At 72.1% G+C, this 19,770-nt stretch carries 19 protein-coding genes; 1 reads left to right on the forward strand and 18 read right to left on the reverse strand.

Going from position 1 to position 19,770, the window contains the following annotated elements; translation table 11 throughout:
- Positions 1 to 98 precede the first annotated feature (98 nt).
- From DP939_RS30485 to DP939_RS30520, 8 genes are all read right to left on the reverse strand, one after another.
- Positions 99 to 1,121: an LLM class flavin-dependent oxidoreductase gene (locus tag DP939_RS30485; RefSeq protein ID WP_113984285.1), complete on the reverse strand. Its 1,023-nt coding sequence runs from the start codon at positions 1,119 to 1,121 to the stop codon at positions 99 to 101.
- A gap of 67 nt (positions 1,122 to 1,188) precedes the next feature.
- Positions 1,189 to 2,085 carry an ABC transporter substrate-binding protein gene (locus DP939_RS30490; protein ID WP_113984286.1) on the reverse strand — a complete coding sequence of 299 codons (897 nt, stop codon included), beginning with the start codon at positions 2,083 to 2,085 and terminating at the stop codon, positions 1,189 to 1,191.
- Positions 2,082 to 3,194, reverse strand: a complete 1,113-nt coding sequence (locus tag DP939_RS30495; protein ID WP_113984287.1) for an LLM class flavin-dependent oxidoreductase — start codon at positions 3,192 to 3,194, stop codon at positions 2,082 to 2,084. Before DP939_RS30495 ends, DP939_RS30490 begins: the two co-directional genes overlap by 4 nt.
- A complete protein-coding gene (locus DP939_RS30500) occupies positions 3,184 to 3,969 on the reverse strand; it encodes an LLM class flavin-dependent oxidoreductase (protein ID WP_113984288.1) in 786 nt (261 codons plus the stop codon). Before DP939_RS30500 ends, DP939_RS30495 begins: the two co-directional genes overlap by 11 nt.
- Positions 3,966 to 4,691 (reverse strand): ABC transporter ATP-binding protein, encoded by a 726-nt coding sequence (locus DP939_RS30505; RefSeq protein WP_113984289.1) that lies wholly within the window; start codon positions 4,689 to 4,691, stop codon positions 3,966 to 3,968. The genes DP939_RS30500 and DP939_RS30505 overlap by 4 nt, the downstream gene beginning before the upstream one ends.
- The gene (locus DP939_RS30510) at positions 4,688 to 5,521 is read right to left on the reverse strand and encodes an ABC transporter permease (protein WP_113984290.1); all 834 of its coding nucleotides are present in this window, start codon (positions 5,519 to 5,521) and stop codon (positions 4,688 to 4,690) included. Before DP939_RS30510 ends, DP939_RS30505 begins: the two co-directional genes overlap by 4 nt.
- Positions 5,518 to 6,507 (reverse strand): ABC transporter substrate-binding protein, encoded by a 990-nt coding sequence (locus tag DP939_RS30515; protein WP_113984291.1) that lies wholly within the window; start codon positions 6,505 to 6,507, stop codon positions 5,518 to 5,520. The genes DP939_RS30510 and DP939_RS30515 overlap by 4 nt, the downstream gene beginning before the upstream one ends.
- Complete coding sequence (locus DP939_RS30520; RefSeq protein ID WP_113984292.1) at positions 6,500 to 7,471, reverse strand: ABC transporter substrate-binding protein; 972 nt, start codon at positions 7,469 to 7,471, stop codon at positions 6,500 to 6,502. The genes DP939_RS30515 and DP939_RS30520 overlap by 8 nt, the downstream gene beginning before the upstream one ends.
- A gap of 126 nt (positions 7,472 to 7,597) precedes the next feature.
- On the opposite strand from DP939_RS30520, the gene DP939_RS30525 reads away from it, so the two are divergent.
- Positions 7,598 to 8,374 carry an IclR family transcriptional regulator gene (locus DP939_RS30525; RefSeq protein WP_113984293.1) on the forward strand — a complete coding sequence of 259 codons (777 nt, stop codon included), beginning with the start codon at positions 7,598 to 7,600 and terminating at the stop codon, positions 8,372 to 8,374.
- A 7-nt stretch (positions 8,375 to 8,381) separates the two neighbouring features.
- On the opposite strand, the gene DP939_RS30530 is transcribed toward DP939_RS30525, so the two are convergent.
- The 10 genes from DP939_RS30530 to DP939_RS30575 form a co-directional block, all read right to left on the reverse strand.
- Positions 8,382 to 9,185, reverse strand: a complete 804-nt coding sequence (locus DP939_RS30530; RefSeq protein WP_225878601.1) for an ABC transporter ATP-binding protein — start codon at positions 9,183 to 9,185, stop codon at positions 8,382 to 8,384.
- Positions 9,182 to 9,973, reverse strand: coding sequence for an ATP-binding cassette domain-containing protein (locus DP939_RS30535; protein WP_113984294.1), 792 nt, complete (start codon positions 9,971 to 9,973; stop codon positions 9,182 to 9,184). Before DP939_RS30535 ends, DP939_RS30530 begins: the two co-directional genes overlap by 4 nt.
- Positions 9,970 to 10,782, reverse strand: a complete 813-nt coding sequence (locus DP939_RS30540) for an ABC transporter permease (RefSeq protein WP_113984295.1) — start codon at positions 10,780 to 10,782, stop codon at positions 9,970 to 9,972. Before DP939_RS30540 ends, DP939_RS30535 begins: the two co-directional genes overlap by 4 nt.
- Entirely contained in the window at positions 10,779 to 11,744 is a 966-nt protein-coding gene (locus DP939_RS30545; RefSeq protein ID WP_113984296.1) for an ABC transporter permease, read from the reverse strand. Before DP939_RS30545 ends, DP939_RS30540 begins: the two co-directional genes overlap by 4 nt.
- Positions 11,744 to 13,249 (reverse strand): ABC transporter substrate-binding protein, encoded by a 1,506-nt coding sequence (locus DP939_RS30550; RefSeq protein WP_113984297.1) that lies wholly within the window; start codon positions 13,247 to 13,249, stop codon positions 11,744 to 11,746. Before DP939_RS30550 ends, DP939_RS30545 begins: the two co-directional genes overlap by 1 nt.
- A 26-nt stretch (positions 13,250 to 13,275) precedes the next feature.
- Positions 13,276 to 14,385, reverse strand: a complete 1,110-nt coding sequence (locus tag DP939_RS30555) for an LLM class flavin-dependent oxidoreductase (RefSeq protein ID WP_113984298.1) — start codon at positions 14,383 to 14,385, stop codon at positions 13,276 to 13,278.
- Positions 14,386 to 14,430: 45 nt separating this feature from the next.
- Positions 14,431 to 15,609: an MFS transporter gene (locus DP939_RS30560; RefSeq protein ID WP_113984299.1), complete on the reverse strand. Its 1,179-nt coding sequence runs from the start codon at positions 15,607 to 15,609 to the stop codon at positions 14,431 to 14,433.
- Between the two features lie 36 nt (positions 15,610 to 15,645).
- Positions 15,646 to 16,461, reverse strand: a complete 816-nt coding sequence (locus DP939_RS30565; protein WP_113984300.1) for an SAM-dependent methyltransferase — start codon at positions 16,459 to 16,461, stop codon at positions 15,646 to 15,648.
- A 397-nt stretch (positions 16,462 to 16,858) separates the two neighbouring features.
- Entirely contained in the window at positions 16,859 to 18,406 is a 1,548-nt protein-coding gene (locus tag DP939_RS30570; protein WP_158578762.1) for a M64 family metallopeptidase, read from the reverse strand.
- 321 nt (positions 18,407 to 18,727) lie between these two features.
- Positions 18,728 to 19,723, reverse strand: coding sequence for a hypothetical protein (locus tag DP939_RS30575; protein ID WP_147268199.1), 996 nt, complete (start codon positions 19,721 to 19,723; stop codon positions 18,728 to 18,730).
- Positions 19,724 to 19,770: the final 47 nt, after the last annotated feature.

Below are 19,770 nucleotides of genomic sequence, written 5' to 3' on the forward strand. Positions count from 1 at the left end.
GCGGCTTCTGGGACGAGACCAAATTAGCCGCAATACAGGTAGGAATGCCATGAAATATGGATCTGTTCCCGTATCGGATGATCGATCCTGGGCGAGGCTCAGTGCGCGGCGGGCCGCCAGCCGAGTTCGGGGCCGAGCCGGGTGGCGAGGTCGGTGAGGATCTGCACGTAGTCCCGGTGGTCGAAGGTGAACGGCAGCGCGAACGCCACCTCGTCGATCTCCCGGAACGCGGCCTGCGCGTACAGCCGCTCGGCGATCTCGGCGGAGGTGCCCACGAGGTCGGGGGCGAACATCATCCGCGCGGGGCCCTGCGGCTCGGCGGTGCGGGGGGTGCGTTTGCCGGCGTACTCCTTGTACTTGGCCCGCTGCTCCGGCGTCGCGCCGTCCGTCGGGATGACCACCAGGCCCTGGGAGACCCGGGCCCGCTCGCCGTCCGGATGGTGGGCCCGGAACTCCCGCACCTGCGACACCTGGATCTCGGCGAAGTCCGTCGACTCCTCCGCCTTGACGACGTTGCTGGTCAGCAGGTTCATCGCGTTCTCCCCGGCCCAGCGGGCCGAGCGCAGGCTGCCCGCGCCGTACCACACCCGCCCGGCCAGCCCCGGCGAGTGCGGCTGCACCCGCTCGGAGTAGACCTCGATGCCCTCCGTGCCGCGAAAGCCGGAGGCCGGCTCACCGCGCAGCAGGTCCAGCAGCCGCCGCACCCGCTCGTGGCCGAAGTCCTCACGATCGGCCGTGTCGGGATAGAGCGCGTCCTTGACCTGGTCGAAGTGGGCGGGCGGGCCCACGCTGACCCCCGGGTTGAGCCGCCCGCCCGACAGGACGTCCACCGTGGCGAGGTCTTCGGCCAGCCGCAGCGGGTTCTCCCAGCCCAGCGGGATGACCGCGGTTCCCAGCGCGATCCGGGTGGTGCGCTGGGAGGCCGCGGCCAAGACCGCGACGGGGGAGGAGATGCCGTACTGCAGGTGCCGGTGCCGTACCCACGCGCTGTCGAAGCCCAGCCGCTCGCCCAGCTCGATGATCTGTAGCGTCGACTCGTGTCCCGGGCCCGGGTCGTCCCCCTCGAACAGCCCGATCGTCAGGAAACCCAGCTTGCGCAGTGGTCGTGTGGGCAGCGGCACGGTCGTTCCTTCCTTCGCGGTATTCCCTCCTTACCAACCAGGAAAGCCGGAGAATAATTGCCCGGGTTCAGCCTGCTTTGCGGAGCAGTTCGGCGATCTCGGGCAGTACGGCGTCCGCGACCGAGACCTTCCGCTCGATCAGCCCGTTGGCGTGGAACAGGTCGGCGGCGTGCTGCTGCTCGGCGACGAACTCCTCGCTGATCGGGTGCAGGCCCCAGGGGCGGGTGCGCAGGGCGTGCTCCCAGGCGTCGAGGTCGCCGTCGAACAGCGCCGCCGCCTCGCGCGGGCGCTCCTCGGTCCACTGGTCGGCCGCCTTGAGCGCGGCCACGATCCGGGCCAGCTCCTCGGGCCGCTCCCGGGCGAAGTCGCGGCGGGTGAACCAGAGCGAGCGGTGGCTGAACAGGCCGTCCGTCTCCACGAGCGTCCTGGTGCGCGACTCGACCGGCGTCAGGTACGGGTAGGAGCCGACCCAGGCGTCCACCTCGCCGTTCACCAGCAGTTCGGCGGCGTTGCCGTAGGAGTCCACCGGGGTGATGTCGGCCCAGCCCAGTCCGGACCGTTCCAGCGCCAGCAGCAACAGTGTGGTCTGCCACGAACCGTGCCCGAGCGCGACCCGCTTGCCCGCGAGGTCGGCCACCGAGCCGATCGGCGAGTCGTCGCGCACCACCAGGCGGCCGTTCTCCACACGCGGCCCCGAGATCGCCACGTACACGATGTCGTGGCCCTTGGCCTGGGCGGTGACCGGGGGAGTGGAGCCGGTGCCGATGAAGTCGTACCCGCCGTCGAACAGGTGGTCGCCGTGCGCGGAAGGGAGCGCCCTGCGCGGATCGACGGGTTCGCCGCGGCCCAGGGTGTTCAGGTCCACCCAGTCCACGCCGGGCAGCAGGTCGCGGTGGCGGGCCACCCACAGCGTGTTGTTCTGCGGGAAGTAGCCCACCTTGGTGGTGGTGGTGAAGGTGGTCATGAGGTGCGTCCTTTCAGCAGTGGCAGTACGTGGCGGCCCACCCGGCGGGCCTCTTCCAGATGGGGGATCCCGGCCAGGATGAAGGCGTCCACCCCGAGGTCGAGGAGCCGGTCAAGGCGTTCGGCCACCTGGTGGTAGTCGCCGACCAGCCCGAAGGCCGGGCCGTCGCGCAGTTCGGCGAAACCGCCCCACACGTTCGGCGCGACCTCCAGGGCGCGGTGGTCGTCCCCGGCGCCGGCCACGAAGGACCGGCTGCGCCGCACACCGACCGAATCGCCCTGGTCACCCTGGTCGCCGCCGGACGCCCCAGCCCGGCGGGCCCGCCAGCCGTGCGCGATCTCCTCCCACGCCTCCTCCTCGGTCTCCCGGGCGAGCACGTCCACACGCACCGCGAAGCGGGGCGGGGTGTCGCTCGCGGCGCGCACGGCGTCGAACTTCTCCGCCAGCGCCTCGAACGGCTCCAGCCACGACAGGTAGTAGTCGGCGTGCCGGCCGGCCGCGGCGATGGCGGCGGGGGAGGAGCCGGAGAAGAAGATCTCCGGGAAGGGCTGCCCGGCCAGCTCCTCCGGCAGCCCGGCGTCCTGCACCTGGTAGAACCGGCCGTGGTGGGTGAATCCGCCCGCCCACACGCCCTTGAGCACGTCCAGGAACTCCGAGGTGCGCGCGTAGCGGTCGTCGTGATCGACCTTGTCGCCCCACCAGAGCTGCGCGGGCCCGCCGCCGCCGGAGATGACGTTGTAGACGATCCGGCCGCCGGTCGCCCGCTGCAACGTGGCCGTCATCCTGGCCGCCTGCACCGGGTGCAGGAACCCCGGCTGGAAGGCCACCATGAAACGGTAGGAGGTGGTCTCGCGGGCCAGCGTGGCGGCCGCCGCCCACGGGTCGTCGGTGATCGGGAAGTTCGGCAGCAGCCCGCCGGTGAAGCCGGACTCCTCGGCCGCCAGCGCGACCTCGGCCATGTAGTCGGCGTGCGTGTAGCCGTCGTCGCGGCCGTCCCTGGTGCCGGGGGCGGTGCCGCCGGAGGTCAGGCCGCCGCGGCTGTGGACCCTGCGGCGCAGCGAGGACTGGTCGCCCTCCATGTGGATGCGCCAGTAGATGTCAACCGGCAAGAGCCCGCTCCTTCACGTGTTCGCCGAGGTGGTAGACGTCCTCGGTCTGGAGGAAGAACTCGGTGACGCCCCGCGCGGCGTACTCCTCGGCCTGCTCCAGGGAGGTCAGCAGGACGCCGTAGCGCAGGCCGGGCAGTTCGGGGACGATGGCGTCCAGGTCGTCGCCCTCGGCGAAGACGTGCACGTCCGCGTGCCGCCGCGACAACGCCACGGCCTCCGGCGAGGTGCCGGACAACTGCACCTCGGGGAAGGGCGGCGCGGACAGCGGCGGGCCGAAGCCGCCCGCGGCGACCTCGTAGAAGTCGCCGCGGAAGTCGAACGGGCCGCGCCAGACGCCCTTGGCCACGGTCAGGAACTCCGCGGCGCGGGCGTACCGGTCGGCGCCGGTCAGGAAGTCGCCCTGGGCGCGGGCCACGGCCGGGTCCAGGTCCACCGCCAGCCGCCAGCCCAGCCGCCCGGCGGCGAAGCGCTGCAGCGAGGCCGAGAGCTTGGCGGCGTAGACCGGGGTGGCCACGGCGGCGTGGAACTCGGCCGTCACCCGCAGGTGGCGGGTGCGGCGCAGGGCGCCGGCCGCGACGGTCAGCGACTCCTGCCCGCCGGGGTCGAAGGGCACCAGCGCGCCGCTCAGCCCGGCCAGGTCGGCGGCCACGGCGGCGCGCCCTGCCGGGTCGGTGCGGGCCGGCCGTACGTCGGTGACGAACGGCGGCAGCTCGGCCGGGGCCGGGCTCCTGGTGGGCAGGACGATGCTGAAGTGCCTTGTCTCGCGGTGCGTCACCGCGCCACCTCCTCGCGCGGCGTCCCCGCGTGGGTGTCCACTCCGAGGTCGGCGAGGAGACGCCGGCGCAGTTCGACGAATTCGGGGTCCGTGCGGTCGCGCGGACGGTCCAGGCCGACCTGCAGGTCCGTGACGAACCTGCCGTCGCGGAGCACCGCGATCCGGTCGGCGAGCAGGATGGCCTCCTCGACGTCGTGCGTCACCAGCACCACGGCGGGGCGGTGCCGGGCGCACAGCTCGGCGATGAGGTCTTGCATGTGCAGGCGGGTCAGGGCGTCCAGCGCGGCGAACGGCTCGTCCAGCAGGAGCAGTTCCGGCTCGCGGACCAGCGCCCGGGCGAGCGCGACGCGCTGGGCCTCGCCGCCGGACAGCGTCGCGGGCCAGGCGTCGGCGTGCCGGCTCAGGCCCACCTCCGCCAGGGCGGCCAGGCCCTTGGCGCGCATGGCGCGGCCCTGGCCGATGATCACGTTGGCCAGTGCCCGCTTGGAGGGGATCAGCCGCGGCTCCTGGAAGACGACCGTGCGCACCGGCGGCACCAGCACCGTTCCGGCGGTGGCCGCGTCCAGCCCGGCCAGGATGCGCAGCAGGGTCGTCTTGCCGGTGCCGCTCGCGCCGAGCAGCGCCAGGAACTCGCCGCGACGTACGTCGAGGTCCACCCCGTCGAGCACCGCGCGGTCACCGAAGACCTTGCGCAGCCCACGGGTCCGCACCGCCAGGCTCATCGGATCGTCACCGCCCTTCGCCAGGGCATCGTCAGGCGTTCGGCCAGCCGCAGCGTGAGGTCCGCGGCCAGGCCGATCACCGCGTACAGCAGCACGCACAGCGCCAGGATGTCGGTGCGCAGGTAGTCGGTGGCGCGGGCCATCAGGTACCCCAGCCCGGCCGTCACGTTGATCTCCTCGGCCGCGATCAGCGCGATCACGCTGAGCGTGGTGGACAGGCGCAGCCCGGCGAAGACCGAGGGCAGCGCGCCCGGCAGCACGACCTCGCGGGCGATGGCCACCCGGCCGAGGCCGAACGAGCGGGCCGCCTCGACGACCTTGCGGTCCACGTTGCGCACGCCGCTGGCGACGTTGATGTACATCGGGAAGGTGCAGGCCACCCCGATCAGCAGGATCTTGGACGCCTCCTCGATCCCGAACCAGACGATGAACAGCGAGGTCAGCGCCAGGAACGGGATGGCTCGCAGGGCCTGCATGGAGGAGTCCACCAGCTCCTCGCCGAGCCGGGTGAAGCCGGAGACCACGCCGAGCAGCAGGCCGGTGGAGGCCCCGAGCACCAGGCCGAGACCGGCCCGGGTGACCGACACGCGCAGCGCCTCGGGCAACTGGCCGTCCGCCCACAGCTCGCCGAAGGTCTTGATGACGTCCTGGGGACCGGCGAGCACGTCCTTGGTGAGCACGCCCGAGGCGGTGGCCGCGTACCAGGCCACCAGCAGCAGCACCGGGCCGATGGCGCGCAGCGCGAACGTCACCGCGGGGTGGCGGCCCGCCGCGCGCGGCAGGACCGGCGTGACCAGGCCCTGGGCGTCGAGCACCGCGGTGCCGCTCATCGCTCCCCGCCCCCGATGCCGGTCACGACGTGCCGGGAGACGTCCAGCGGCGCGGTGAGCACCTTCTGCTCCAGGAAGAACTTCGCCACTTCCTGATATTTCGCGATCTCGGCGGGGGTGACCGCCTGGACCGGCCTGCCCTTCTTCCGGATGCCGACCACGAGGTCCTGCTGCGCGCCCTGCACCGCCTGCGGGCCGGCCTTGGTGAACACGTTCTGGTAGGCGGCCGGGTCGGCGATCTCCTTGGCGCTGCCCGCGCGGATGAACTCGAACAGGGCCTTGACCACCTCGGGATGCTCGTCGAGCAGCTTGTTGGCGGCCACGTAGATCACGTAGTTGTCGGACTTGATCGCCGCGCCGTCCGCCAGGATCCGGGCGTTCAGGTCGGTGACGGCGGGGATCAGGAACGTGGAGAACGTCGACCACGAGTCCACCTCGCCCGACCCGAAGACCGGCGCGGTCTGCGGCGGCGGCAGGTAGACCCGCTTGACCTTCTCCACCGGCACGTCGAACGTCCGCAGCGCCTTGAGCAGCAGGTACTCGCTGGTGCCGCCGTGCCCGACGGCCACGCTGCGCCCGGCCAGGTCCGCCACCGATCTGATCGGCGAGTCCTTCTTGACCACGATCCCCTCGCCGGCGAGGTCGGGCGGCACGGTGGCGAAGATCTTGAAGCTGGGCTTGACGGCCAGCGCGGTGACGCCCGCCGTGATCGAGCCGGTGGCGATGTCGAGCGATCCGGCGTTGATGGCCTGGGCGGCCGGGGCGAAGACGGAGAAGTCGCCCGCCCACTTGACCTTGGCGTTGACCTTGGCCAGGGCGGCGTCCAGCGTGCCGTCCCGCTTGGCCACGGCCAGGAAGCCGCTGTTGCCGGGGTCGGACATCCTGATGACCACCTGCCCGGCGCCGCCCGAGGCATCGGCGCCGCCACAGGCCGCGGCCAGCAGGGCGAGGGCGGCGAGCGGCACGATGAGCGGTGGCCTACGCATGCGGGACTCCTTGCAGCGGTGTGTGATCGGCCCATGCGCCGACGTCCACGGGTGATTCGAGAAAGCCCTGGCCGCGCAGGAAGCGCTCCTGCCGGGCCAGCAGGTCCAGTCGTTCTGGCGAGAGGTCCAGGTGCAGCGAGGCGCCGGGGACGTAGGCGGCGGCCACGCCCGTCGCGCCCGCGCCCGTCTCGGCGCTCAGGATCCTGGCCACGTCCTCGGGGTGCCCGGCGGCCCAGTCGGCCGCGCGCAGCAGCACGCCGAGGAAGCGGGCGACCACCTCGGGCCGCTCGTCCAGCAGCCGCTGGTGCACGGTGATCGGCCGCGGCGTGCCGTTGTTGACCCGGGCCCGCCGGTCCGGCAGGGCGTCGAGGTCGATGCCGACCTCCGCGCCGTGCCGCGGCGCGGCCTCGGCGGCGAGCGCGCCCTTGACGTAGACCGCGTCCACCTCCCCGGCGGCCAGGGCGGCCAGCTCGGCCTCCCACTGGCCGCCGCCCGGCCGCGCCTCGACGTCCACCAGGCGGGCGTCACCGAGGTCCAGCCCGGCCTGCGCCAGCGCGCCGTGGAAGCCGGAAAGGGCCATGGCCCGCCAGAAGTCGATCGCGATGCGATGCCGGGGGACGGCCAGCCGCAGCCCCTTGAGCTGCTCGGGACGTGTGATCCCGGCGCCCGCGCGGACCAGTACGGCCTGGCGTTCCTCGATCCAGGTGAGCCCGATCAGCCGGGTGGCCTCGCCGCGCGAGCGCGCCCAGAGCGCCGGTACGTTGCCGCCCTCGCGGAACAGGCCGGTCAGGGCGTGGGTGTAGTGCGTCTCGCGGGGGACGCCGGGCTGGTCGTCCTGCAGGGACCGCACCTCGATCCCGTCGGTGGCGAACTCACCGGCCAGCCAGCCCTGGTCCGCCGCGATGCCCGTCGCGGTGGGCACCGGACAGCGGGTGAACCAGATGGTGTCGAGTGCTGTGGTCATGTAGGAGAGTTTGCTGCTAACTTGGTAGGAAATACAAAGTATTTCCCGCGATGCGGGAAGGAATCTCGGCCGGACCGGCTCCCACCTGGTCTCGGATCTCCCTACTCAGAAGCCGGAGTTTCCCGCATGGCAGCACAAGACGGTGTCAAGTCGGTGCTCAGGGTGATCGCCATCCTGGACTGCTTCGGCGGCGGGGACGCCACGCTCAGCCTGTCGGAGCTGTCGCGCAGGCTGGAGCTGCCGACCTCCACCGCCCACCGCCTGGCCAGGACGCTGAGCGGCGCGGGCTTCCTGGAGCAGGAGGCGGCGACCGGCCGCTACCGGCTCGGGCCGTCGATCACCGAGCTGGGCCAGCTCTCCTTCCACCGGCGCGGCCTGCACCGGATCGCGCCCGAGCTGGCCGAGCTGGCGCGGGTCACCTCCGCCACCGTGGACCTGGCCGTCCGCAACGGCAGGCACGCGGTCATCCTCAGCGGCGGCTCGCTCAACCCCGACAGCGGCGCGGGCCTGCGCCGCCCGCTGCACTCCACGGCGCTGGGCAAGGTGCTGCTGGCCTGGGACCCGGCGGGGCGGGCGGATCTTTCCGAACTCGGGCCGCTGCGGGCGATGACCGGCCGCACGATCGTGGACCACGGCGAGCTGCGCGCCGAGCTGGACCGGGTCCGGGAGGCGGGGCACGCGCTCAACGACGGGGAGTCGGGCGACGGCGTCCGCACGGTCGCGGTGCCGGTGCTCGACCGGCTCGACCACGTCCGGTACGCGCTGGCCGTGCGCTCCACGCCGCTGGTCATCAGCGACGCGCGGATCGGGTGGTTCATCGCGCACGCGCGGGCCTGCGCGCGGGCCCTGGAAGTGCTGCTGCTGCCCCCCACCGAACGCAGGCTGCGCGCCGCCCAGGAGTGAGTGCGGCTCACGGCGGGCCGAGCCGGGCGGCGCGGCTCAGCCGGGGCACGCTGTCGAGCAGTTTCCTGGTGTACGGGTGGGCGGGCGAGCCCAGTACGTCGGCCGTGCGGCCCTGTTCCACCACCCGCCCGCGCTCGATGACCGCGGTGTCGGCGCACAGCGCCGCGACCACCGCCAGGTCGTGCGAGACCACCACGACCGTCACCCCGTGGGTCTCGGCCAGCTCGCCGAGCAGTCCGACCACGCGGACCCGGGTGGTGACGTCCAGGGCGCTGACGGGCTCGTCGGCCAGCAGCACCCGGGGGCCGCCCACGATGGCCCTGGCGATCGCGACGCGCTGCCGCTGCCCGCCGGAGAACTCGTGCGGGTAGCGGCCGGCCGCGTCGGCGGGCAGCCCCACCGAGCGCAGCGCCTCGGCCACCCGCGCGGCGGCCTCCTCCCGCCGGGCCGCGCGGGACCCGGGGGCGAGCAGGCGAAGCGAGCGCAGCGGTTCGGAGACGATGCGGCCGACCCGGCGGCGCGGGTCGAGCGAGGAGTACGGGTCCTGGAACACCGGCTGGACCGCCCGGCGGAACGCCGGATCGCGCGGGTTCGGCTCCGCGCCGTCGAACAGCACCCGGCCCGAGGTCGGCCGGGCCAGTCCGAGCAGCAGCCGCAGCAGCGTCGTCTTGCCCGCGCCGGACTCGCCGACCAGCGCCAGGCCGCGCCCCGGCGTCACCGACAGCGAGACGTCCGAAAGCACGGGCCGCCCGCCCCGGTAGGCGTACCCGACCTCGTGCGCCGCCAGCACGGCGGCCGGGGCGGCGGTCACGGGGCCAGCCGATCGAGTTCGCCCTCCAGGGCCCACGCGCTGTCCACCAGCGAGCGCGTGTAGGCGTGCCGCGGCTCGCGCACGATGTCCCGCGTCCTTCCCGACTCCACCATCGAGCCGTCCTTGAGCACCACCACCCGGTCGGCCACCTCGGCGATGACCGCGAGATCGTGGCTGATGAACAGCAGCGCCATGCCCCGGCCCGCGACCAGGCCGTCCAGCAGGGCCAGGATCTCGGCCTGCACCGTGACGTCCAGCGCCGTGGTCGGCTCGTCGGCGATCAGCAGGTCCGGCTCGCAGGCCAGGGCCATGGCGATGGCCGCCCGCTGGCGCTGCCCGCCGGAAAGCTCGTGCGGGTAGGCCGCGGTGGCCCGTTCCGGCAGCCGTACCTCCGCCAGGGCCGAACGCACGGCGTCCCGCAGCCGCGCGCCGCGCAGCCCGTGGCGGCGGCGGATCGGTCCGGCGAGCTGCCGCCCGACGCGCATCAGCGGGTCCATCGCGGTCAGCGGCTCCTGGAAGACCGCCGCCGCGGCCCGGCCGCGCACCCGGTTCAGCCTGCGGTCCGGTGTCCCGATCACCTGGGTGCCGCCCAGCAGCACGCTGCCGCGCGCGGTCATCCCGGCGGGCAGCAGCCCCATGACGGCCAGCGCGGTGAGCGACTTGCCCGAGCCGGACTCGCCGATCAGGCCGAGCCGTTCGCCGGGGGCGAGCGTGAAGGACAGATCCCGGACCGGCTCCCGGCCGCTCGCGTGGTGGATCGAGAGGCCGGTCACGTCCAGTGCGCTCATCGGGTGCTCCTGCGGATGGGGTCGGCGAGGTCGCGCAGGCCGTCGGCGACCAGGTTCGTGCCCACGACCAGGACGACGAGCAGTACGCCCGGCGCGATGGCGCCGATCGGCGCGGTCAGCACGGTCGCCTGGGCCTCCTGCAGCAGCCGCCCCCAGGAGGCGTTCGGCGGGGGAGGGCCGAGACCGAGGTAGGACAGCGCGGCCTCCGCCAGCACCGCGAGCCCGAGCTGGAGTGCCAGGTTGACGACCAGCATCGGCCAGATGTTCGGCAGCACGTGCTCGGCCACGATCCGCGGCCAGGAGGTGCCGGAGGTCCGCGCCGCCGTGATGTAGTCCTGCGCCAGCACCCGTTTGACCAGCACCCGTGTCAGCCGGGCGACGATCGCGGACATCCCCAGCCCGACGGCCAGCACCACCGAGCCCAGCGACGCCTCCCGCGCCGCCGCGACCAGCATCGCCAGCAGCAGCGTCGGGAAGGCGATCGCGATGTCCAGCGCCGCCGACAGCGCGTCGTCCAGCCAGCGGGTCGCGAAGCCCGCGAGCAGCCCGGCCGTCACCCCGAGCAGCCCGCCGACGAGCACCGAGCCGATCCCGGCGATCAGCGCGGTCCGCGCGCCCGACATGAGCTGGGTGAGCAGGTCGCGGCCCAGCTTGTCGGTGCCGAGCAGGTGCCCGTCGCCCGGCGGCGCGAGCCGCCCGCCCGTGGTGTCGGCCGGGTCGTAGGGCAGCCACAGCAGCGACACGAGCGCCACCCCGAGCACGATGCCCACCAGCGCGCATCCCGCCGCGAACGTGAGCCGTCCCCTCATCGGCGTCCCCCGCCCACGTGCGCCCGCAGCCGCGGATCGACCAGCCGCTGCGCCAGGTCCGCGGCGAATCCGATCACCAGCACCCCGAACGTGCTGACCACCAGCACGCCCTGGATGACCGGATAGTCGTGCTCGGCGATCCCCTCGACCAGCATCGTCCCGAGCCCCGGCAGGGTGAACACGCTCTCCACCACCACCGCGCCGAGGAACGTCGTGGCCAGCTCGATGCCGAGGATCGAGATGATCGGCACGGAGGCGTTGCGCAGCCCGTGCCGCCACATGGCCCCGGCGAAGGTGGCCCCGAGCGCCCGCGCGGTGCGCAGGTAGTCCGCGCCCAGTACGTCGAGCGTGGCCGAACGGACGTACCGGATCAGGGAGGCCGACATGACCAGCGCGATCGTGACGACCGGCAGGGCCAGCGCGGTCAGCGCCCGGCCCGGCTCGGCCCAGTCATCGCGCGGGAACCCGCCCGTGGGCAGCAGCCGCAGCCGCAGCGCGAACACCGTCACCAGCAACATCCCGATCCAGAACACCGGCACCGCGATGCCGAGCTGGGAGAGCGCGTTCAGCGCCGCCCCGTACCAGCGACCTGCGCGCCACGCCGCCACGAACCCGACCGGCACCGCCACCGCCACCGCGAGCCCGAACGACAGCAGCGTCAGCGGCACGGTGACCACCAGCCGGGCCGAGATCTCCGGCCCGACCGGCAGCCTGCTGACGAACGACGTGCCGAAGTCCAGCCGGGCCAGCCCGGTCAGCCAGGTCCAGAACTGCTCGGCGAGCGGCCGGTCCGAGCCGATCTGGCGGCGGGCCGCGGCGATCTGCTCCGGCGTCGCCCCGACCGACAGCAGCGCGTTGGCCGGGTCGCCGGGCAGCATCCGCAGCAGCAGGAACAACAGGCCCGCCGCCGCCAGCAGCGAGCCCAGCAGGAAGGCGGTGCGGCGCAGCAGGTAGCGCGCCATCAGCCCTTCTTGATCCCGTACGCGTAGAACTGCGAGTTGAGCCCGTTGACCGGGTAGCCGGACAGCGCCGAGGAGGCCACCACGATCTGCGGGTAGAGGTAGAGCCAGTCGCTGGCCGCGTTCTCGGCGATCCGCCGGTTGGCCTTCTTCAGCAGCGCGGTCTGCTCCTCGGTGGTCTCGGCCCGCTCGGCCTCCGCCACCCAGGTGGTGACCTGCTCGTCGTCGTAGCCCCAGTAGAAGCCGGGGTCGCCGTACCAGACCACGTCCCGGTCGTTGACGTGCTCCTGCATGGTGGCGGCGAAGTCGCGGTTCTTGTAGACCTTGGTGTACCACTCGTCGGCGGTGATCACGTTGATGTCCACCGTGATGCCGACCTTGGCCAGCTCGCCCTTGATGAACGTCGCGGCGGTGGGGTGCGGGTCGTAGTTGGGGGTGTCCAGCGTGAAGCGGAACCCCTGGGGGTGGCCCGCCGCGGCGAGGTCTCGCTTGGCCTGCTCGACATCGTGGCGGTCGAGCGAGGTCAGGTCCTCGTACCATGGGTCGGTGGGCGGCACCATCGAGCCGATCAGGCTGCCGTGGCCCGCCCACACCGACTCCAGCAGCTTGGCGTCGTCGATGGCCGCGGCGACCGCCCGGCGCACCTGCGGCTTGTCGAACGGCGCCCTGCGGTCGTTGAAGGCGAGCAGCAGCTTGGTGGTGGAGTGGCCCTCACTGATCTTGTAATCCTGGTTCCCGGTGAACCGGCTCAGCGCGTCGGGGCTCTGCTGGCTGGTCACGATGTCCACCGCGCCGGTCAGCAGCGCGTTGTTGAGCGCGGTGGCCTCGGTGAAGTAGTGGAACACGACTCCGCCGTTGGCGGGCCGGGGGCCCCAGTAGCCGGGGAAGGGCGCAAGGCTGAGCGTGGAACCGCGCTTCCAGGCGTCCAGCTTGTACGGGCCGGTGCCGTCGGCGGCGGTGGTCAGGTCCTTGGCGGCGGTGTTGACGATCCACACGTGGCTCAGGTTGTACACCAGCGAGATGGACCGGCTGGACAGCTTGACGACGGCGGTGGCGTCGTCGGGGGCGGTCACCGACCTGATCACCTTGAGGTTGCTCCTGCGCGCCGACTGGGAGTCCTCGGCGAGCACCCGCTCGATGCTGTTCTTCACGTCGGCGGCGGTGAGCGCCTTGCCGGAGTGGAACCGCACGCCCTTGCGCAGCTTGAACGTGTAGGTGAGGCCGTCGTCGGCGACCTTGTGGCTCTCCGCCAGCAGGTTCTCGACCTTGCCCGCGTCGGTCAGCCGGAACAGGCCCTCGTAGACGTTGCCGTTGAGGGCCTCGGTCACGCCCTGCCCGCCGCCCGCGGTGTTGTCGAGGTTCTGCGGTTCGTACAGGGAGCCGATCTCGATCGTGGCGGAGCCGGGCGCCGCGGAGGACCCGCCCTGCCGCGCGTTCCCTGGGCCGGACCCGCACGCGGCGACGAGCAGGGTGAGGGCGGCCAGGACGCCGGCGAGCTTACTCGACACCGTTACTCCGTAAGAACTAGGTAGGTTTAGTGGACTATATCCGGTTTGTCATGGAAGGCCCGGTGCGGGGTCTCGTCCTCGCCGCGCAGGAGCGGCAGCAACTGCTCACCCTGCCGTTGGATCTCCGGGAGATACGGGGTGTCGGAGAGCACGAAGTGGGTGATGCCCAGGGCCTGGTACCTGCGCAGCGACCGCGCCACCTCCGCCGCCGACCCGACCAGCCAGGTCGTGCCCGCGCCGCCGCCGCCGACCCTGCCGGGCGCGGTGTAGAGGTTGTCGTCCAGGACCTCTCCCCGGGTGGTCAGGTCGAGCAGCCGCCGCTGGCCGACGGCGATGTGCCGGTTCGGGTCGCGGGCGATCCGGCCCCCGGCCATCTCGGCGACCTTGGCCTCGGCGTCGGCCCACGCCTGCTCGCCGGTGTCGCGCACCAGCGTGGTGACCCGCAGCCCGAATTCCAGCGGCGGGTGCTCGCGCCCCAGCTTCTCGGCCAGCCGCTTCAGCCGCTCGATCCGCTCGGCCACGTCGTCGAGCGGTTCCCCCCAGAAGAGCTGCACGTCGGCCTCGGTGGCGGCCACCCGCTCTGCGGCCTCGGAGGCCCCGCCGAAGTACAGCCGGGGATGCGCCCGCCCGTCCCGGACCACCGGCCGCTGCGCCAGGGTCGAGCCGGTGACGCCGAAGTGCTCGCCGAGGTAGGTGACGTTCTCCTCGGTCCACAGTTTGCGCGTGAGCTGGATGAACTCCTTGGTCCGCGCGTACCGCTGGGCCTGGTCGCCCTCGCTGTCGCCGTACGCGCTCAGGTCGTCCTTGCCCGAGACGATGTTGACCAGCACCCGCCCCCCGGTGAGCCGGTCCAGCGTCGCCGCCGCGGCGGCGAAGTTCGCCGGCCGCCAGTAGCCGGGCCGGATCGCGATCAGCGGCCGGAACGTCGTCGTCCGCGCGGCCAGCGCCGCCGCCACCGTGAACGTGTCCGGCCTTCCCCACCCGGTCCCGATCAGCGCCCCGCCCCACCCGTGCTCCTCCAGGGCCCTGGCCTGCCGGGTCAGCGTCTCCAGGCTGTTGTGGTCGGCGGCGACCTCGTCACCGCGGTGCCCGGGCTGCACCTGATTGGGGATGTACCAGAGGAATTCCAGGCTCATCAGCAGATCTCCCTGTTCTGTGCACCTTTCGCCAAATCCTACTATTCAAGTAGGCAAACCATGTTTCATGGTGGACTCGGCGGCCAGGGTGAGGGGGGCGATCAGCAGGGCGACGGCGCCGGCGAAGCCGATGGCGAAGGACAGGCCGGTGAGCTGGGCGAGGCCGCCGATCATGGGCGGGCCGATCAGGAAGCCCGAGTAGGCGATGGTCGTGACGAAACCGATCTCCCGCTCGCCGCCGGTGCCGTCGGCGCGCAGGCCGGCCGCGCCGGCGAGATCGAGCACGACCGGGAAGGCGAACGCGATGCCGCCGCCCGCGAGCACGTATCCGGCGTAGGTGAACCAGGCCACCGGCACGGTCGCGGCCGTCAGCAGGCCCGCCCCGGCCAGCAGGGAACCGGTGACCAGGATGCGGGCCGCGCCGAAGCGGCGCTGGATCCGCTCCCCGGCCAGCCGGACCAGCCCCATCGTGAGGCAGAACGCGGAGAACAGGATCGCCCCGGCGGCCTCCGGCAGGCCCCGCTCACGGACCGCGAACAGCGCCGACCAGTCGTAGCTCGAACCCTCGACGATGGCCGCGACGAACGCGATGCCGCCGAGCAGCCACAGCGCGGGGCGGCGCAGCAGGCCGCGGTCGAGCCCGGCGCGCCGGGCGGTGCCGGGGGCGGGCTCCTCGCGCGGCACGAACCGGATCACGGCGGCGGTGAGGGTCAGGGCGGCGACGGCGGCCACGCCGAAGTACGGGAGCAGCGCGACCTGCCGGCCGGCGGCGAACGCCGCGCCCAGCGAACCGGTCAGCGCGCCGAAGCTGAAACCCGCGTGGAAGACCGGCATCAGCGGCCGTCCCGTCCCGCGGATGACGCCGACGGCGGCGACGTTCATCGACACGTCGAAGGCGCCGAAGGACGCGCCGAGCAGTACCAGGACCAGGCCGAGCTGAAGCGGCGAGGTGACCAGGGCGAGGACGGGCAGCACGGCCGAGGCGGCGATGGCCGAGGCGAGCACCATGACGCGGGCGCCGAGGCGGGCGCACGCCCGGCCCGCGAACGACGCCGCGGCGATCAGGCCGACGTTCGCCCCGAGCAGCGCCAGGCCGAGCGCGCCGGGGCCCGCCTCGATCCGGTCCGCCAGCGCGGGCATGCGCGGCCCCCACGAACCGGCGATGAGGCCGTTGAGCACGAAGACGATGAACACCGAGACGATGGAGACCCGCGCCGAACGCATCTGCCCACCCCTGTCGGACGCCTGCCTGTGCGGGGGTCAGGGTTTGCGGGCGACTCCGCACACGGCGCTGACGACCGGGAAGGGCGGGTCCCAGCGGTCCGGGTCGGGGCGCCATTCGGGGGTCGGTACCACGCCCGGTTCGACCAGCTCCAGGCCGGTGAAGAACTCGGCGAGCCGCGCCGGGCTGCGCAACTGGTAGGTGTTGGCGGCGGTGCGGTTGTAGCCGCGCACGGCCTCCACCAGCGCCGGGTTGGTGTTCACGCCGTCGCTGAGCGCCAGGTAGCTGCCCGGGACCAGCGGGGCGAGCAGCGTGTCGATGATCTCCTGGGGGCCGTCCTTGTCGGTGACCTGCCCCGCGATGCTCAGCATCATCACCGCGACGGGCTCGCGGAAGTCGAGCGTCTTGGCGGCCCCGGCGAGGATCTCCTGCGGGTCGCGCACGTCGGCGTCGAGGTAGTCGGTGGCGCCGGGCGGGGTGCTGGTGAGCAGGGCGCGCGCGTGGACGAGCACGATCGGATCGTTGTCGACGTAGACCACGCGGGACTCGGGGGCCAGGCTCTGCGCGACCTCGTGGGTGTTCTCCGCCGTTGGCAGGCCGGTGCCGAGGTCCAGGAACTGCCGTACGCCCGCCTCGGTCACCAGGTACCTGACCGCCCGCCGGAGGAACTCCCGCTGTAACCGGGCGACCATCGCGAAGTCCGGGAACATCGTCAGCAGCCGCTCACCGACCTCACGGTCGGCGGCGAAGTGGTTCTTGCCGCCGAGCAGGAAGTTCCAGACCCGGGCCGAGTGGGGGACGGTGGTGTCGACGCGCTCCCAGGCCGACTCGGCGGCGTTCGCGGGGTCAGTCATGGTGGTCCTTATCAGTGGTGGGGGTTCGACCGTATAACGGATGGCCCCAGACCATGGTCAACGACTCTCCCATTTTGCGGTCCGGCCCCGCCCGGCAGTCAGGGGCGGCAGTCGCGGGGCCGCGATCCCGGGTCCGTACCGGCCGTCGCCGAACCCGGTGCGGCCCGCCCCCGGCGCCGAGTGCTGACCCGATATTTCAGCATTCATCCGGACAATACCACCAAAGGCATTGGGACAACGTAAAGGGCCCACCCAGGGAGCCCGGTAACACTTCTCAGCCCCCGGTCCAAAAGCGGACACCGGGGGCTCGATTTAATGTGAGGGTGACATAGGGGCGTCCGCCCCCCGGCCCTTTTCTGGGAAGGGCCGGAGGGCGGACGCGTACGGTATGTGACCGTCAGCTACACGGGTTCCCGTTCACCTTGCAGTTGGAGATGCCGGGGAAGTTGCCCGGAGATCCGCCCAGACCGAACGTGACCGTCTGACCCGGATTGACCGAGCCGTTGTACGGCTTGTTGGTGAAGGTGTAGCGGGTGTTGTTCTGGGTCCGGTTCGCGTCCCAGGTGCTGGTGACGCTGAAGCCCGCGGGCACGTCGAACTCGACCGTCCACGAGGTCAGCGCGGTGCTGCCCGCCTTGACGGACACGCTCGCCTCGAAGCCCGACCCCCAGTCGGCGGTCTTGGTGAAGGCCGCCGAGGCGTTGGTGCTGCTGTTCTGGCCGACCGTCCAGGACAGCGTCTGCGTCAGGTCCGGCTTATAGATCGGGTTGCGTACCATCGCGGTCTCGTCGGTGACCGTGCCCTTCAGCGCGAAGGTGGACTTGCCGGTCGAGGCGAAGTCGGCCGGGGTCAGCGTCTTCTTGCCGTTCCAGGCGGGCACCGCCACGCCGTCCACCTGCCACTTGATCGTCAGCGGCACGTCAACCGTGGTGACCGTGAGCGGCTGGGTGGCGTTGTGCGTGCCGCCCTCGGGGGAGGAGACCGAGTCCACGGGATTGATCTCGCCGTAGAAGGACTGCACCAGCTTCTCCCGGTTGACCAGGCCGAAGTCCTGGTTCAGGTTGCGCATCAGCGAGTTCTCGCTGGGCCGCCAGACGCCGAAGCGGCTGTAGTCGCCGCCCTCGAAGGCGCCGATGATGCCGCCGTCGGGGGTCGCCTCGCCCAGCCACACGCCCCACTTGGCGCCGGTGGAGTCGATGGTGACGTTCGCCGCGTAGGGCTCGCTGGTGCCGGGGTACTGCTCGGGGCCGCCGTAGTCGTACTCGTCGGCCAGGTCACCCTGCGAGTGGCCCAGCTCGTGCAGCACGACCTCCCTGGACAGCGGGTTGCGGGAGAAGGTGCCGACGTCGGAGCCGGAGTAGCCCGCGCCGCCGTACTTGGTGCTGTTGGCCTGCACCAGGACCTGGTCGGCGCCGGGCACGAGCGCCTGCGCGTACTCCCAGGCCTTGGTGGTGTCCACGCAGAGCAGGCGCTCGGTGCCGCCGCACCAGAACGCCGAGGCCAGCGGGCTGTCCACGTGCACGTCGGCGGTCGGGTCGCCGCTCACCCCCGACTGCGGCGAGTCGATCTCGATGCGCCAGACGTTGAAGAGCTTGCGGTAGGACTTGTACGGCTCTCGCTCCGTCATGGTCGCCCAGGCCGCGTCGATCTCCGTGCCGTAGGCGGTCTGCTCGGCCGCGGTATAGCCGTCACCGAGGAACACCAGGTCGATGCGGTTGTCACTCGGCCCGTTGATCTCCACCTCCTTGAGCCTGGAGGGTGCGGCGACCAGTGATTTCGGGACCTTCGGCAGGTCGGCCGGGTCCACTTCGACGTGCTTGATCGTCCCGTCGGGGGAGAAGACCTCGTGGGGGACGTCGGGCTTGGCGGGCGCGGCCACCGCCGGGGCCGCCACAAGGGCGGCGTACATCGAGGCCGCGGCTAATACCGCGGCTAACGCGCGCACGTTCAAACGATCCTCCCTGTTGAAGAACATGGAGGATGAGAAGGGGGCCCCCGGATTCCAGTCGTAATCCCGCCTGGAATATCTCCCATCCCTTATGGCGATCGTATGCGGCGGACGCGGCATTCGCGCAAGGGTTTTCCGCGGATTTCTGATGAAGCACGGATGGCCGCCGGGAAAGGCCCCGGGTGAACGGGGCCGTATTCGCTGAGTGATGGCCCGGTGCGATTTTCCGTAAGCCGATTCGGCCGCTCGCTCCGGGCTCCCGGCTCCCGGCGTCCGGCGCCCGGCACGGGGGCGGGCCTCCGTGCCGGGCGCCGTCGCTCATCTGTCCACGCGCAGTTCGACCTCGTCGAGCTGGATCCAGTCGCCGCCGGGGGTGCCCACCCCCCATAGCCCGGCGAACACCGTGGCCTGGGTGTGGTTTCGCGTCCGGAAACGCGAGGTGACCTCGGTGTAGACGCCCTTGTGCGGGCCGAAGTGGACCTCGCCCGGCGGGGGCCAGATGCCCGCGAGGCGTGCGCCGAAGAAGCCGGTGTTCACCTTGTCGGAGGTGCGAATCCACCCGGTCAGCACATAGGGGGTGTCCGGCCGCACCGGGACGGTCTGCAGGATCGCGTTCCAGTTGCGTCCGGTGGACCAGGTGAAGGCGTTGTTCCGGCCGGTGAGCATATGACCGATCCCGACGTCCACGCCCTTCCAGTCCGGGCCCTCGCCGAACCAGGGGGCGGTGATGACGGGCTGCGAACCGAACTCGAAGCCGCCGTTGAACAGGTCCTCCACCTGGACATCGAAGGTGGGCCGGTCGCCGTCGAACCGGTGCAGCGGGGCGCCCGTCCGGGTGGACTCCCGCACGCGCTGCCACTCGCCGAGGGTGAAGGAACGGACCGACGTGTTCAAGTGGTCCAGGTTCCAGTTGTCGAAGACGCCGAACGGGTCGTTGACCACCTCCAGCCGGAGGCCGCTGACCTCGGCCGCGGTGAACCCGTGCCTGTTCAGGCAGATGCGTACCGAGCTGGTCTCCCCGCCGCCCCAGTTCTTGCCCCGGTTGACGTTCTCCACCCGGAACGCCGGCCGCACCCGGGAGACCACCGTGATCGCGAGATTGGAGTCGCCCCACCAGTTGTCGCCGCGCAGATCGTCCGCGCCGGTCCGGAACTGGAGCAGGACGTCGTCCCGCGACCCGGAATCGCAGAGATGCTCCTCAAGATCCTCCGCCGCCGCGGGAGCCGCGCTGAGCAGCGCCCCCACCAGGGCCAGTGTTCCCGCCAGGGCGCCAAGTGTCCTTCCGCGCCGGCCGAGCCGTACCGGACCCGCCATGCGTCACCTCGTTTCGCTCGCTCGCAACCCGTTGTCCGTTGCCGGAA

The sequence above is a fragment of the Spongiactinospora rosea genome (assembly GCF_003315795.1).
GTDB classification, from domain to species: Bacteria; Actinomycetota; Actinomycetes; order Streptosporangiales; family Streptosporangiaceae; genus Spongiactinospora; species Spongiactinospora rosea.